General features: G+C 37.8%; 14 protein-coding genes. 6 read left to right on the plus strand and 8 right to left on the minus strand.

Annotation, left to right across the window (positions count from 1 at the left end):
* Nucleotides 1–8 precede the first annotated feature (8 nt).
* From L0B53_RS12380 to L0B53_RS12390, 3 genes are all read right to left on the minus strand, one after another.
* The gene (locus tag L0B53_RS12380; protein ID WP_235059920.1) at nucleotides 9–1,388 is read right to left on the minus strand and encodes a YfcC family protein; all 1,380 of its coding nucleotides are present in this window, start codon (nucleotides 1,386–1,388) and stop codon (nucleotides 9–11) included.
* Nucleotides 1,389–1,438: 50 nt separating this feature from the next.
* Nucleotides 1,439–2,899 carry an NCS1 family nucleobase:cation symporter-1 gene (locus L0B53_RS12385; protein ID WP_235059921.1) on the minus strand — a complete coding sequence of 487 codons (1,461 nt, stop codon included), beginning with the start codon at nucleotides 2,897–2,899 and terminating at the stop codon, nucleotides 1,439–1,441.
* 585 nt (nucleotides 2,900–3,484) lie between these two features.
* Nucleotides 3,485–3,928 (minus strand): hypothetical protein, encoded by a 444-nt coding sequence (locus tag L0B53_RS12390; protein WP_235059922.1) that lies wholly within the window; start codon nucleotides 3,926–3,928, stop codon nucleotides 3,485–3,487.
* Nucleotides 3,929–4,147: 219 nt separating this feature from the next.
* Here L0B53_RS12390 and L0B53_RS12395 point away from each other — a divergent pair, with 219 nt between their 5' ends.
* Both L0B53_RS12395 and L0B53_RS12400 read left to right on the plus strand, forming a co-directional pair.
* Entirely contained in the window at nucleotides 4,148–4,843 is a 696-nt protein-coding gene (locus L0B53_RS12395) for an endonuclease/exonuclease/phosphatase family protein (RefSeq protein WP_235059923.1), read from the plus strand.
* Nucleotides 4,794–5,660, plus strand: a complete 867-nt coding sequence (locus L0B53_RS12400) for a hypothetical protein (RefSeq protein ID WP_235059924.1) — start codon at nucleotides 4,794–4,796, stop codon at nucleotides 5,658–5,660. Before L0B53_RS12395 ends, L0B53_RS12400 begins: the two co-directional genes overlap by 50 nt.
* 88 nt (nucleotides 5,661–5,748) lie before the next feature.
* Here the strand turns inward: L0B53_RS12400 and L0B53_RS12405 are convergent, their stop codons facing one another.
* The 5 genes from L0B53_RS12405 to puuE form a co-directional block, all read right to left on the minus strand.
* Complete coding sequence (locus L0B53_RS12405; protein ID WP_235059925.1) at nucleotides 5,749–6,435, minus strand: GntR family transcriptional regulator; 687 nt, start codon at nucleotides 6,433–6,435, stop codon at nucleotides 5,749–5,751.
* Between the two features lie 204 nt (nucleotides 6,436–6,639).
* Entirely contained in the window at nucleotides 6,640–7,902 is a 1,263-nt protein-coding gene (locus L0B53_RS12410; protein ID WP_235059926.1) for a urate hydroxylase PuuD, read from the minus strand.
* Between the two features lie 160 nt (nucleotides 7,903–8,062).
* Entirely contained in the window at nucleotides 8,063–8,590 is a 528-nt protein-coding gene (locus L0B53_RS12415) for an ureidoglycolate lyase (protein WP_235059927.1), read from the minus strand.
* A gap of 43 nt (nucleotides 8,591–8,633) precedes the next feature.
* A complete protein-coding gene (uraD, locus tag L0B53_RS12420; protein ID WP_235059928.1) occupies nucleotides 8,634–9,179 on the minus strand; it encodes a 2-oxo-4-hydroxy-4-carboxy-5-ureidoimidazoline decarboxylase in 546 nt (181 codons plus the stop codon).
* A 4-nt stretch (nucleotides 9,180–9,183) separates the two neighbouring features.
* A complete protein-coding gene (puuE, locus tag L0B53_RS12425) occupies nucleotides 9,184–10,101 on the minus strand; it encodes an allantoinase PuuE (protein WP_235059929.1) in 918 nt (305 codons plus the stop codon).
* 261 nt (nucleotides 10,102–10,362) lie between these two features.
* On the opposite strand from puuE, the gene uraH reads away from it, so the two are divergent.
* From uraH to L0B53_RS12445, 4 genes are read left to right on the plus strand one after another with little or no spacing between them, the layout of a single operon-like run.
* A complete protein-coding gene (uraH, locus tag L0B53_RS12430; RefSeq protein ID WP_235059930.1) occupies nucleotides 10,363–10,725 on the plus strand; it encodes a hydroxyisourate hydrolase in 363 nt (120 codons plus the stop codon).
* 51 nt (nucleotides 10,726–10,776) lie between these two features.
* Nucleotides 10,777–12,111: a nucleobase:cation symporter-2 family protein gene (locus L0B53_RS12435; protein ID WP_235059931.1), complete on the plus strand. Its 1,335-nt coding sequence runs from the start codon at nucleotides 10,777–10,779 to the stop codon at nucleotides 12,109–12,111.
* Between the two features lie 15 nt (nucleotides 12,112–12,126).
* The gene (locus L0B53_RS12440; protein WP_235059932.1) at nucleotides 12,127–13,506 is read left to right on the plus strand and encodes an 8-oxoguanine deaminase; all 1,380 of its coding nucleotides are present in this window, start codon (nucleotides 12,127–12,129) and stop codon (nucleotides 13,504–13,506) included.
* A 53-nt stretch (nucleotides 13,507–13,559) separates the two neighbouring features.
* Nucleotides 13,560–14,396: a bifunctional allantoicase/(S)-ureidoglycine aminohydrolase gene (locus L0B53_RS12445; protein ID WP_235059933.1), complete on the plus strand. Its 837-nt coding sequence runs from the start codon at nucleotides 13,560–13,562 to the stop codon at nucleotides 14,394–14,396.
* Nucleotides 14,397–14,468 lie beyond the last annotated feature (72 nt).

Consider the following 14,468-nt stretch of genomic DNA (forward strand, 5'->3'; position numbering starts at 1 on the left):
AATTGTCTTTAAAAAGGACCTATCTCAATCATTTGAGCAATGACTAAAAAGCCAGCACTTAATACTGTGACGGTAACTAATAAAGGCAAGAAGAATTTCACCCAATTTATATAATTAACTTTAGCCATAACTAAAATTGCCATGAAATAACCAGATGTTGGGAATAAGATATTAGTTATTCCGTCACCCCATTGAGTAGCTAAAACAATTGTTTGGCGAGTTATTCCTAATAAATCTGCAAGAGGAATTAAAATGGGCATAGTTAATAATGTTTGCCCACTACCAGAAGGAACTAAAAAGTTAAAAACAGCCTGAGTAAATAATATACCAATAGAGACCATCGATGATGGTAGAGTTGCCAAAGCAATCGATAAATGATGAACAATAGTATCTAAAACGTTACCATCGACTAAAACAACAGAAACGGCTCGAGCAACACCAGTTATTAAAGCGCCTGTCAGCATATCTTGAAAAGATAAATTAAATTTATTACAGATCTCATTGGGCTTAATACCTGCAATGGCAGCCGCAAGAATAGACATACAAACAAATAATCCTGAAAGTTCGTAAAACCCAAGACCAAAAATAATGGTACTAGCAATAATTGCGACAAAAACAAAAAGTGTAATAATGCTTGAGTAGAATAATCGAGAACTTATTTCCTCAATGACAATATCAGGAGAAGCAATTGGTGTAACTCGGTTATTTTTTGCGTAATTTAAAATATAATAAATAGCAATAGACATAACAATTGTTAATGTCGCAAAGCGGAATAATGCACCAGAAAACATTGGTAATTCGGCTAACATATGCCCAAGTCCAACATTAGTTGGTGATGTGATACCAAATGCAAATCCAAATGTACAGCTAATTAGAACAAGTGCTACCCCCGTCATTTTGTCATATCCTAATTTTGCCATTAAAGGTATTACGATAGGTATATATGCAATACCTAATTCAGGAGTACCAACAAAAGCACAGATTGCTGAAAAAATAACCATTAAAATTGGGATAGCTAAATATTCAGACCCTTGTATCTTGTTAATTAATGTGTTGATACCAAATGAAATAACGCCAATTCTTTGTAATACACCAATTGAACCACCAACGAGAAGAGTGAGAAATACAACAGATGATGCTTCACTTAATCCTCTAGGTATTGCAGTCACAATTTGCATTAAGTCAACTGGGGAGTTTTCTGTTACCGTATAAGAACCAGCGACAACCGTTTGACGCCCATTTTCTAATGTAATTCTTGAAAACTCACCCGCTGGAATTAAATAGCTTAATACTGCTGATATAAGTAACATTCCAATTAGAATCAGATAGATGTCTGGAAACTCTTTTTTTACAGGTGCTTTAATATGTACGGTTGTATCTTGTTGCATTGATATTTCCCTTATCACAGTTAATTTACGTGGAGTGTTTGAATAACTTTTTAGTTATTAGTTGAAAGTACGTGTGATCTGTTTGCTTTCATCAATGTGTAATAAAGTCCCGCACCTAAGATAGCGCCAATAATCCAACCAAAACCGTTGAATATAGTAAGTGCAGGTACCCAGATTGTTGCGACAGCAAAGATCGCGGAGATTAAAGCTGAGAAAATAGCGATACGGTTCCAACCATTATTATAGTAATAACGTGAGTCAGGCGAAGAAGAGAAGAGATCTTGAACATCTAGTTCTTCTTTTTTTAACAGGTAATAATCTGCCATCATGATTCCGTAGATTGGCGCTAGCATTGCACCCAAGCTATTTACAAATCCCGCAATACCAATTTGACTTATCACAGAGACCCAAAGTGCACCAATAAAGAAAGAGATAATGGAAGTTAGTATGCCACCTTGTTTAAAGTTGATTTTTTCTGGCATTAGATTTGCCAAGCCATAAGCTGAAGGGATAAAGTTTGCAACGAGATTAATACCCACAGTAGCAGCAAAGAAACAGATAGCGGCGACGATGGTTAGGATTGGATTATTAACTCGTTCTATGATGTCAGCCGGATTTGTTAGGTTTTCACCAAATACAACGGCAGTGCCTGCAGTGACAAAGAGGGCGATAATCGAGAAGATTAAAACATTACCAGGTAAACCATACCAATTTCCTTTTTTCAACTCAGCTTCAGTTTTGACATTACGTGTGAAATCACCAAAGTTAATAACAACAGCAGCAAAGTAGGCAATCATCGTCCCCATAATTGCAAAGAAAGCAGAGATTGATGAGCCTTCATATTCGCTATTCCCTGCGAATATATTACTTACTGCAGGTAACATTTTATCACCAGCTTGATACCAGATAGCAATCATCAATACAATCATGACTAAATAGACAAAAGGGCCAGCCCAGTTCAAAAATTTGGTTATCCCATCAATTCCACGCATAAACATGACTAATTGGAAGCTCCAGACGAGTAAGTAAGAGATCCATTCAACCGATGTTAGAGAAAGGAATGTAAAATAGATTGTCGGTTCAAAAATGGTGTTGATTAATAGTGTTACCGCAGTTGAGGCAAAATAAGTTTGAGCAGCAAACCAAAACATAGAAACAATGGCTCTAGTCATGGATGGAATGTTAGCGCCATAAACCCCCATGCTTGCCCTTGCAAAGACAGGGCTGGGAATACCATATTTGATACTAGGTTTACCGGCTAAATTACAAAGCACCATAATAATGATTGAAGCAGCCATAATTGCAGCTAAAACAGACCACCCATTTAAGCCATAACTGATAAAGAGTGATGCTGCTAAGGTATAGCCAAATAAGCTTTGTACATCATTAGCCCAGACATTAAATATTTCAAAACTTCCCCAATTTCTCTTTTGCTTCGCAATGGGAGCAAGATCTTCATTGTAGAGTTTGGGGTCGCAAGCTTTGATGTTGATCTCTTTTTGTTCATCCATGATGAGAATATTCCTTTGGTTAATAATTTGTTAATTAAAAGTTGTTATTATCTTCGATGCAAAACAATTACTTTTTAAAGCTCTAAGTTGAGTGCTAGATCAAAGATTTTTGAATGAAAATTACATTTTTTGCAAAACTCTTGTGATCTGTTTAACTATTTTGTAAAGGGGATGCCCTCCTGCCTCGTTGCTTGATTGTTAAATATGTAAAGCAATATTGAGGCCAGAAATTAATAAGTTTTAATTGGTTTGTAAGATGTTGATATAATTATATTTAATGTGAGGTGGCATAACGTTGTAATTAATGTATGTACAACTTTGGTGCGAAATTAATTCTCTGGGACTAATTTAGGGCGGTCAAAGAGGAGGCTGAATTTTTGAATAACTCAACTCTGGCTCTATCTTCTTTTCATTTCGAGGTTGAGGCTGTTGTCTGCTATGTATTACTTAGTGACAACAGTAATCATGTTGATTTAGATATTTAGTTTTAAGGTATATCTAAAATAAGTGGAGTTGCTAGTAGGTAGACGGCAAGTGAGTGAAGCCCTAGCGACTTCAAGTATGAAAGGTATAAACAATTTACGGCTAGAGTAAATTTTTAATCATTTGGTGGTTTTTTTCTGACATCGCAAGGTAACCCACTAAGGTACTTTCTTTAATAAACCAGTAATCATTTTCAATTTTACTCGATGCATAAATCTTAATGCTTTCAACTTCAGAAGGGAGAGAAAGTAACGCTTTGACAGCGAGTTTTATCGTGTACTCATCGATAGAGACTTTATTCAATCTATCAACCGTAGTAAGGGTGAGATGACAAGGAAACCCTTCTTTTTCTGCTCGTTCAAAAACAGCGCTTAATCCATTTTCTTTTAACTTCTTTAATACAGTGGTTTGATTTTGAGAGATCTTTGCTCGTGATATTAGCTTTTTGAAGACAAACTTATAGATCAACAGCATATCTAGGATAAAAACCGCAACAACAATAACAATCAATAAGAACCAGCCTAAAGGCGTTGTTGGTAATGGCATTAATGCATCTCTTTTTTGAGGGTATATTCATTAATAGTAGCTCTTTTTTAAGATCATTTTTGATTTAGATATTTTAATCACAGTTGTTATTCAATCAATTGTTATACAATAAGGTTTTAGTTGGTTAGATTTTTTCAAGTTGCTAATTACTTTTACAAATTGGGTTTTTACATCGTGTTTTTACAGCGTATTGATTAAAAATAGATTGGGATAGAATAAATGGAATTTAAAAAAAGGTTATTGGTTTCTGCATTAGTGATGGGGTTAATGTCTGGTTGTGTTAATACAACAGAGCAAAGTGCCGAGCCTTCAGTCGTTGACTTAACCATCGTATCTGCAAATATGTGGCTTAGTTTAAATAAAAACTTTAACAACAAGAACTCCTTTGATCTCGCTATTGAAGAGCTAAAAGCCGCAGATGCTGATGTGTTATTACTTTCAGAAGCGGGAGGAGTCAATGCTCGTCTCGCTCAAGAGCTAGGGATGTATTTATGGCAAGGTTCTCATCAAGTTGCTGATTTAGGGATCTTGTCTAAATACCCTATTGTGAAGGTCATTGATGCTCGAGATCAGGATAAAGGGGTTGACCATGGTGGAAGTATTGGTGCGGTTATTAATATTAATGGAACTTTAGTTAATGTATGGGCTAACCATCTAGATTGGACCAATTATATAACGTATGACGCACGTGGTGGAAATGGTGAGTCATGGCAAGCGAGAGAAAACTGTGAGGTTATTTCAGATAGTGACATTTTAGATAAAATGGATAGACAATCAAGACGTCCTGCCCAAATGGAGTATGTTCTTGATAAGAATAATCAATTAAATAATAGCAATATTATTTCCATTATCGGTGGTGACTTCAATGAGCCGAGTGGACTTGATTTGGACTACCGAAACTCAAACGATGTTTGATCATTCAGGTACGGTGTATGATTTTTTAACTCATCGACTGATTCGTGAAGATGGGTATATTGATAGCTACCGTCAACTTTATCAAGATCCAGTTACCTATCCTGGAATTACATGGCCTGTGGTACAAGAAGATAGTTGGACTGCAGGAGATAGCTATCTTAAAGAGTGTGGGCGAGCGTTAGATGATCGTGATCGTATTGATTTTATCTATTATAACCAAACGCCAAATATAGAACTCAAAGCGGTCTCATTTATTGGGCCAAGAGCAAATACGTTCTTTAGTAGTCCAGAAGGGAATGATACAGACTACCAATGGCAAGACCCATTTTCAGGCAGTCGAGTGAATAATCAAGGGGAACCTGATTATAATGAACGAGAGTTCGTCTCTGATCATCTCTGGTATCGTGCAGACTTCATGATAAGAACTGCTGGGGAGTTTGAAACGGTTAGCTCAATTGAATCAGAGCCTATATTCTCGAATGTAACCATTACAAAACCCAAGAATAAGCAACAAAACAGCGGACAGATCGTTTCATTTACACTCAGTAATTTAGGTTTGTGGGATAATAATCTACAGTATGAATTTGAAATTATAGGTAATAAAGAGGGATCGAGAGAGCAGAGTTGGCAAACTATTGGTATTGAAGGTAAGCCATTAGAACAACAACAGTTCACTCTTGAAATTAAGCCCGAAACACTTGAGCGATTTAAGCAGTCACTGTTTAGTGATCAACTCCAGATTCGACTACGAAGTGTTGAACCGATAGCGAGTTGGCGCAAGCACTATGCCGTTTTAACATTGCCAGCCTTAAAATAGTAAATGTAAGAAAAATATATGAGATAGGTACTTACTATTTAAATCCAAAATATAAGTACCTACTATTTTAATGCCATGACTTTAAATGCTAATTATTCACTACATCAGAAAAAACATTATGAAGATCAAATGTCGACTCATTGCTTAAATTAAGCCCACTCGCTAAATGATCTAAATGTGCTTGCATTAATGATTTTGCTCTTTCAGTGTTACCTTCCTCAATGGCTTCAACTAACTCTCTATGCTCTTTTAATGCACATAACGGCGTGTGTTGAGAAGATTTTTTCCCATACAGAGAAATTAAAAGAGAGCATTGTGAGACCGTGATTTTCTGAAAGTTAAGCAGGGCACTATTTTTTGCCATCTGTGCCAGTTGAACATGAAAATCTCCCGAAATTCGAATTGCCCTTCCTTGATCACCTTTTTCGATTGCATCTTCTTCTAAATCAATTAGATTTTTAATTTCTGTTATTTTTTCTTTGGTTCGATTTTCGATGGCTAATTCAAGAATAGCCATCTCAAGGACTTGGCGAGCTTTTATAATCTGTTTGGCTTCATCGATCGTCGGAGCATAAACCGTCGCGCCTTTATTTGGCTGAATCGTGAGGATATTCTCCATTGAAAGACGAAAAAGGACTTTACGGATTATTGTTCGACTAACAGAAAATATCTCACATAAAGACTCTTCACTCAGTTTAGTTTTAGGTGGGATCTTCTGCTCTAGAATCGCATCGAAGATGTGTCTGTATACAATTTCATCCTGTTTTTTCATCATAAACCTAGTTGTTTTTTTTGATATAAATAGCTTCGCATATTAAGGATTAAATAACAAATAGCGCTAAGTTTGATTAATAATGAAGTTGCTAGGTTGTTGGCTGTACTCGTTCGCCCCAATCATAGAGTACACCTATACTCATGGGGCTTCACTTGCTTGCCGCCCACTAGCAACTTCAATTACTCTGGGTATATAAAGCAATAACTAGTTGGTAATTACAGCGCCATCTTTAATCCACTGACCAAGGATTTCTCGCTCTTCTGGTGTCATCTTTGTAATGTTACCTAAAGGCATAACATTAGTATTAACAGCTTGCGCAAGAATACGAGTTGAATTTAGCTTTACTTGACTAATATCATCTAAAATAACACCACTTGGTGCAGTCGAGAAGGCTGAAAAAGTCGGTGATTCAGAATGGCAAGTTGTGCAGCGACCTTTAATGATTGACATAACTTCTTGATGTTGACTCTCTGTATTTGCTGTAGAGGTTGTATCAATGGTTTCCTCGATAATCACGATATCGGTCTGTTCAGTTATTGATGATTGAGCCATTACTGACGCAGGTTGAACACCAAAATTTCCGGAAGTTACATAGGCTAGACAAATCATACCTAATGCAGCCGTTGGAACCGCCCATGCAAACTTTTGGCTATTGTGACGAGTATTGAAGTAGTGACGAACTAAAATACTGATTGCTGCTAATGAAGCCAGTATTAACCAGTTATATTCATTGCCGTAAGTTGAAGGAAAGTGATTACTGATCATAATAAATAAGATCGGTAACGTAAAGTAGTTGTTATGACGAGAACGTAATAGTCCTTTAGCTGGTAAGCTTGGATCTGGTTGTTCATTGGCTTCGATAGCGGCAACTAAATTTCGCTGAGCGGGCATAATCACGCGAAATACGTTGCCTACCATGATGGTACCCATAATCGCACCAACATGGATATACGCGCCACGGCCTGTGAAAATCTGACTAAGTAAATAAGCGGCTAAGGTTAATAAGGCGAATAAGATCACTCCAAGTAGTACTGGCCTTTTCCCCAATGCTGAATCGCATAAGAAGCTATAGATAAACCAACCTGAAATAATCGCGCCAACACCGATAGCAATTGCTCCACCTGAACTTAATCCACTGTCAGGAGAAACCAGATAAATATTCGCATTTAAGTAATAGACAACAGATAGTAATGCAACACCGGTAATCCATGTGAAATAGGCTTCCCATTTAAACCAGTGTAAATTTTCAGGCATTTTTTCAGGCGCAAGTTTGTATTTTTCTAAGTGATAAATACCACCGCCATGAATAGCCCAAAGATCACCCGTTAAACCTGTTTTAGGATTAACGCGATTTAAGTTGTTTTCTAACCAAATAAAGTAAAATGAAGCACCAACCCATGCAACACCCGTAATCATATGAGCCCAACGGATGGCAAGATTCAGCCATTCAACCATATAAGATTCCATAATATAAATCCTTCTATAATATGAGAAATACGTTTCTCAATTAGTACTAATTTAGTGTTAGAGCAATAATGTCATTGTTCTGTTCTGTTCTGTTCTGTTCTGTTCTGTTCTGTTCTGTTCTGTTCTGTTCTGTTCTGTTTGATTTTATGCGGTATTGTTCTTAGGCCGAGGGGGCATCAAGCTCTACATATAATGTTTTATCAAAAAAGTATTCATCACAGTTATTACCATCTCCTACACGGTCAACAACAACTTGTAATAAATCATCGTCAAGAGCAATAACGGGATGGTGCCAAACATTTTTGTTATAGCTGACACCTTGAGTTCCATCACTATAAAAAGCATGTAAATCTTCAATTTGTGGACTTTCGCCCGGTTGAGCAACAACAACTAAAAAGGGGATACCATTAATGGGAATAAATGCTTGAGATCCTAATGGATGACGCTCAACCATTTCGATACGAAAAGGCATTGATTTTGCTTTAGATTCAAAAAGACTAATAATTGAGTTTCCGCCTTGATCTAAAGTGTCGGTGTCTGCTAAACGGTGATAACGCTTAGTGCCACCATTATTAATATAAAAAAACTCAGCTTGATTTTTATCAATAACTTGACCAAATGGTTTAAAATTTTCTGGTGTTAATGGTTCGATTTTTAATGCCAACTTTGTTGTTGCTTCTGCAATCATCTCTACTTCCTTTAAATTCATCGCGACAATTTATTTAGCTGTGTTATAGCTCTTGTAGGCGGAACATTGCGATTTTATTTATCTCTTTAATAGCAGTATTAAACTCAACTTCTGGAGAGTGATGAATTCGAACTTCAAAAGCATCAAGGATTAAAAATCTATTCGCCCCTTTCACTGCCATGATAAAAGGAAATTGAAATTTTTCCTTATATGCTGAATTTAATTGCTGAAATTTCGTCATCTCTTCTGGGCTGCATTGATCAATGCCTGCGCCCGCTTGTTCTTTTGTCGATGACTCAGTTAACTCACCATTAATCGCTGCTCGCCCCGCTAAATCAGGGTGAAGATTAATTAATTCTAATTTTTTCTCATTGTGACTCTTATCGAGAATGGTTGCCATTTTTCGATGCAATTCATTTATATTGTTGTCTTGCTCGGATAGCCCATCGGTGTAGGCTAATTCAGCAATCCAGGCACTATGTTCATAAATATCACCAAAAACAGAAAGAAATTGATCTTTACTCATCTCTGAAGGGGTGACGGTTTTAAATTGATTTTCCGCTGTTAAGCATGTCGTTGCTGTTGTCATTGTGTTAAGACTCCTTCATATCTGGGTGTGGATGATTTTCATGCCAATGGTTTGCAATATCGATGCGACGAGTAACCCACACACTGTCAAATTCATTGATATATTTTAGGAAACGTTTAAGAGCTTGAATACGACCAGGGCGTCCAATTAAGCGACAGTGTAGACCAATAGACATCATCTTAGGACTTGTAGCCCCCTCTTCATATAAGGCATCAAATGAGTCTTTTAAATATTGAAAGAATTGCTCGCCTGAGTTAAAGCCTTGTGAGGTGGCAAAACGCATATCATTGACATCTAAAGTATAAGGGATCACTAGTTGTGGTTTTTCCCCTTCGGTATGCCAGTAGGGGAGATCATCATCATAAGCGTCTGAGTCATAAAGGAAACCGCCTTCTTCAGCCACTAAGGCACGAGTATTATCACTGGTTCTGCCTGTATACCAGCCATAAGGGCGCTCTCCGGTTATCTCTTTGATAGCATTGATTGCTTGATACATCTGTTCGCGTTCAGCTTCAATAGAAACATCTTTATAGTCGATCCATCGGTATCCATGACTACAAATCTCATGACCCGCATCATGCATCTGCTTGATGATTTCAGGATAACGTTGTGCAGCCATACCAACCGCAAAAATAGTGAGAGGGTATTGATATTTTTCAAAAAGGTTTAAAACGCGCCAAACACCAACTCTGGAACCGTATTCATATATAGACTCCATTGAGATATGTCGTTGATTAGGAAAAGGCTGAGCTCCTGGAATTTCCGAGAGAAAGGCTTCAGATTCTTTATCACCATGGAGAATTGAACGTTCTCCACCTTCCTCATAATTTAAAACAAAAGAAACGGCAATTTTAGCTTCATTTGGCCATTTTGCATGCGGTGGCTTCCCTTGGTAGCCTTTTAAATCTCTTGGATATTCCATATCAACCTCCTACGAATGGTTTTCGATTATCTTGTATACATTAAGTCATAAAATTGTTAACAATTAAAGTTGTTTGTTCCCGCGGTCTATTTTTTGTGACTTGTAACAAGGTTGTTAATAATATTTTGATTTTAATGTAGACTTGTATCCATAATAGTAATAATTTTAACCTGTAGATAGAGTTTTTTATTTATTTTTATGAAGTTTTATCTAAGGAAGAGTTAATGTAAGCCCAAATAGACAAAGGAGATGGGTGAATTTATGTCTGGATATTTAACAACGCATGTTTTAGATACAGCTCAAGGGTTACCAGGAGAAGAAATTACTGTTTCTTTATACGCTTTTGAATCTGGAGAGTATAAGTTAATAACTAAAACTGTCACCAATTCGGATGGCAGAACGGATACACCGATCTTATCTGGGGCAGAGTTTAAAAAAGGAAAGTATCAACTAGTTTTCGAAGTGGCCGCGTACTTCGAAAAAAGCCAAAAGCCGGGAGCAGCAGATAATGTGCCATTTCTTGATGATGTTGTTCTTCGCTTTGGTATTAATGATGAGCAAGCGCATTATCATGTGCCCCTTCTTGTTTCTCCATATAGCTTCTCAACTTACCGAGGAAGCTAAATTGAATACCTCTCGTTAATTTTACCAAATGTAAAATGTTAAGGATAGAACATGAAACTCTTGTATACAGTTAACCAAAGACCCCCATCAGGATCGATGCTACTACTGGCTTTACAGCATATGCTAGCATCAATTGGTGGTATCGTAGCCGTCCCCCTTATCGTAGGAAGTAGCGTCGGTTTAGGGCAACAAGATATTGTCACGCTGGTGAGTGCCGCGTTGATTGCATCAGGTATCGTTACTATTGTTCAGTGTATTGGCTTTAAATATATTGGTATTCGATTACCTGTTGTTATGGGGTCGAGTTTCGCATTTTTAGGGGCACTTATTGCCATAGGTGCATCTAAAGGTCTCCCTGACATTTTTGGCGCAAGTTTAGCCGGTTCATTTGTTGTTGTTATTGCCAGTTTCTTTATGGGAACCGTCAGAAAATTATTCCCACCTGTCGTGAGTGGTGTGGTTGTTACTTTAATCGGTTTAACTATTTTGCCTGTTGCGATGAATTGGATTGGTGATTCACAGGTGACGGAAGAGTTTGCAACGATTCCTAAGCTATTTCTGGCTGCTATTTCTCTGGGTATTGTGATTTTTATTGCTTCTTATGGAAAAGGTATCTTAGGGGCTTCTGCAATTTTTATAGGTTTAGTTGGAGGAACGATTGTCGCAACGGTCATGGGGGTTGTTGATATTAGCACGGTCGCTAATGCACCATGGTTTGCACTGCCTGAACCTATGAAATTTGGAATGAACTTCTCTCTATCAGCTGTAATTACTATTTCATTAGTGTATTTAGTTGTTGTTGCTGAAGCGACAGGAGATTTCATGGCGCTTGCTAATAACTGCAAGGTGGAGCTTAAAGGTAATGACCTGAAAAAAGGCTTATTGTGTGATGGGTTAGGTAGTACATTTGCTGCTTTTATGAGTGCAATGCCGCTTGCTTCGTTCTCACAAAATGTCGGTATTGTTGGTATTACCGGTGTGGCTAGTCGTTACGTTGTAGCAACCACGGGTGTACTAATGATTATTGCGGGGTTATTTCCCAAGGTTGGTGCTTTGGCGGTTTCAGTACCAAAACCGGTACTTGGTGGTGTTGGTATTGTGATGTTCGGAATGATTGCCTATTCAGGCATTCGTATGTTGGTAACAGCCGCAGATACTCGTCGTAATGCTTTAGTTATCTGTATTGGTATTGCAAGTGGACTGGCGGTAACTTATGAGCCTCGCTTGATACAACATCTTCATCCAGATATCAAAACAATTTTTCATTCAGGTATATCAACAGGTACATTGATTGCTATTTTAGTTGATCAGTTACTACCGAAAAGCAAAAGTGACATTGAAGCTGAAGAGAAAGCCCATTTAGTTGAAGATCTTAATACAAAATAAAGGAAGAGAATAATCATGGAAACTATCTGGATTAAAAACCCAAAAGCAATTTATACCGGAACATCCGAGAATGCTGAGGGTGGTTTTGTTGTCCAAGGTAATAAAATCATTGAACTTGTTGCTCGTCATCAAACACCAAAAACATCGATTAGTTATGCTGTAGATGCGAGTTCTCATGTTGTTACCCCAGGATTGGTTAACTCTCATCATCACTTTTATCAAACATTGACTCGTGCATACCCTGATGCTCTGGATAAAGAACTCTTTGACTGGCTAAAAACACTTTATCCGGTTTGGGCTGGTCTTGATGGTGACATGATTAAAAATTCAACCGAGTTGGCTCTGGTTGAGTTGTTAAAATCGGGTTGTACAACCGCCTCTGATCATCACTATTTAATTCCTCAAGGGACGGAGAATGCGATAGATATTCAGGTTAACTCTGCAAAAGAGTTAGGCATGAGAACCATATTTACTCGTGGCTCCATGAGTTTAGGTGAAGATCAAGGCGGTTTACCACCAAGAAATACCATTCAAACAGAACAACAGATTATTGATGATAGCTTACGTTTAATTAAAGCGTATCACAGTAAAGAAGAGGGGGCGATGACACAAATTGCCTTAGCGCCGTGTTCTCCTTTCTCGGTTACCACTGACTTAATGCGAGAAACCGCAAGAATCTCTAAAAATGAACAAGTGATGATGCATACTCATCTATGTGAAACGTTAGATGAAGAAGATTTTTGCCTTGAGCGTTTCGGTCTACGTCCGGTTGATTATTTAGAGGATGTCGGCTGGTTAAACTCAAGAACGTGGTTGGCTCACGGTATTCATTTTAATAGTGAAGAGATTAAACGCTTAGGCCAAGCTGGAATCGGTATTGCTCACTGTCCTACTTCTAATATGATGCTGGCATCAGGGATTAGCTGTAATAATGAGCTTGAAGCAGCTGGGGTAAACGTTGGATTAGGTGTGGATGGTTCTGCCTCGAATGATGGTTCAAACTTAATCAATGAAGTTAAAATGGCGTTATACCTTCAGCGTCTTCGGTATGGTTCTAAAAATGTTTCACATAAAGATGCATTGCGTTGGGCTACATCTGGTTCTGCGCGTGCAATGGGACGTGAAGATATCGGTACGATTGCCGTTGGTAAACAAGCAGATATTGCCATGTTTAAATTGGATGACTTGAGATTCTCTGGACATCATGATTCTTTAGCTGCACTTATTTTGTGTGGCGGACAAGAAGCTGACCGTGTGATGGTTGCTGGTGAATGGCGACTGATTAATGGTAATGTCGTCGGATTAGATCTTGATCAACTATTATATAATCATAAAGAGTCGGCACAAAAGCTGGCAATAAAAGCAGCAAATAGAACAAAAGATCTTATTATTTAAATAAAGATTAATTTGGATTTAGATATTTTTTATCAAAAGTATAAGGATATATCATGGTTAAAGATAAACCCTATTATTCCCCAACAGGGGGATTACCTCCTCAGACCCAGCTCTTATCAGATAGAGCGGTATTAACAGAAGCCTATGCGATTATACCAAAGCGTGTACTCACTGATATTGTAACCAGTTATTTACCCTTTTGGGATGAGATGAGAATGTGGGTCATTGCTCGTCCATTAAGTGGTTTTTCTGAAACGTTCTCTCAATATATCGTTGAGGTTGGACCGGGTGGTGGTTCAGATAAACCTGAGCTTGATGATGTGGCTGAAGGTATCTTATTTGTGGTTTCTGGCTCTATGGATATCACGATTGAAGGTGACGTTCATCGACTTGAAGAAGGAGGATATGCCTATCTTCCTCCGAGATGTGATTGGTCATTAAAAAATAATGGTGAAGAGCCCGTTCGCTTCCACTGGGTACGAAAAGCCTATCAGTTTGTTGCAGGTCTAGATGCACCAACGCCATTTGTTGCAAATGAAAATGACCTAGAACCTATTGTGATGCCTGATACTGACGGTGGTTGGTCAACGAAGCGTTTTGTTGATCCACAAGACATGCGTCATGACATGCATGTTAATATTGTTACCTTTAAACCTGGTTGTGTTATTCCATTTGATGAAACGCATGTGATGGAACATGGTTTGTATGTCTTACAAGGTAAAGCGGTTTATCATTTAAATCAGGATTGGGTTGAAGTTGAAGCTGGTGACTTTATGTGGTTGCGCGCTTTCTGTCCTCAATCGTGCTATGCCGGTGGTCCAGAAGAATTTCGTTATCTTCTGTATAAAGATGTGAATCGTCATATGCCATTTATTCGCCCCAAAAATTAATTATTTTGGTAATTTAATTTTTTATTTAAAAAGGCTGAATAGTTTATCTTTAATGTTACATTAAAATAAGCT

Origin of the sequence: Vibrio sp. SS-MA-C1-2, assembly GCF_021513135.1 — a bacterium.
In the GTDB taxonomy this organism is placed as follows: domain Bacteria; phylum Pseudomonadota; class Gammaproteobacteria; order Enterobacterales; family Vibrionaceae.

What these genes read in the sequence shown, in the direction of transcription:
- uraH (WP_235059930.1), top strand. Translation starts at nt 10,363, where the DNA reads ATGTCTGGATATTTAACAACGCATGTTTTAGATACAGCTCAAGGGTTA.
- L0B53_RS12435 (WP_235059931.1), top strand. Translation starts at nt 10,777, where the DNA reads ATGAAACTCTTGTATACAGTTAACCAAAGACCCCCATCAGGATCGATG.
- L0B53_RS12380 (WP_235059920.1), bottom strand. Translation starts at nt 1,388, where the DNA reads ATGCAACAAGATACAACCGTACATATTAAAGCACCTGTAAAAAAAGAG.
- L0B53_RS12415 (WP_235059927.1), bottom strand. Translation starts at nt 8,590, where the DNA reads ATGATTGCAGAAGCAACAACAAAGTTGGCATTAAAAATCGAACCATTA.
- puuE (WP_235059929.1), bottom strand. Translation starts at nt 10,101, where the DNA reads ATGGAATATCCAAGAGATTTAAAAGGCTACCAAGGGAAGCCACCGCAT.
- uraD (WP_235059928.1), bottom strand. Translation starts at nt 9,179, where the DNA reads ATGACAACAGCAACGACATGCTTAACAGCGGAAAATCAATTTAAAACC.
- L0B53_RS12445 (WP_235059933.1), top strand. Translation starts at nt 13,560, where the DNA reads ATGGTTAAAGATAAACCCTATTATTCCCCAACAGGGGGATTACCTCCT.
- L0B53_RS12405 (WP_235059925.1), bottom strand. Translation starts at nt 6,435, where the DNA reads ATGATGAAAAAACAGGATGAAATTGTATACAGACACATCTTCGATGCG.
- L0B53_RS12390 (WP_235059922.1), bottom strand. Translation starts at nt 3,928, where the DNA reads ATGCCATTACCAACAACGCCTTTAGGCTGGTTCTTATTGATTGTTATT.
- L0B53_RS12440 (WP_235059932.1), top strand. Translation starts at nt 12,127, where the DNA reads ATGGAAACTATCTGGATTAAAAACCCAAAAGCAATTTATACCGGAACA.
- L0B53_RS12395 (WP_235059923.1), top strand. Translation starts at nt 4,148, where the DNA reads ATGGAATTTAAAAAAAGGTTATTGGTTTCTGCATTAGTGATGGGGTTA.
- L0B53_RS12410 (WP_235059926.1), bottom strand. Translation starts at nt 7,902, where the DNA reads ATGGAATCTTATATGGTTGAATGGCTGAATCTTGCCATCCGTTGGGCT.
- L0B53_RS12400 (WP_235059924.1), top strand. Translation starts at nt 4,794, where the DNA reads ATGAGCCGAGTGGACTTGATTTGGACTACCGAAACTCAAACGATGTTT.
- L0B53_RS12385 (WP_235059921.1), bottom strand. Translation starts at nt 2,899, where the DNA reads ATGGATGAACAAAAAGAGATCAACATCAAAGCTTGCGACCCCAAACTC.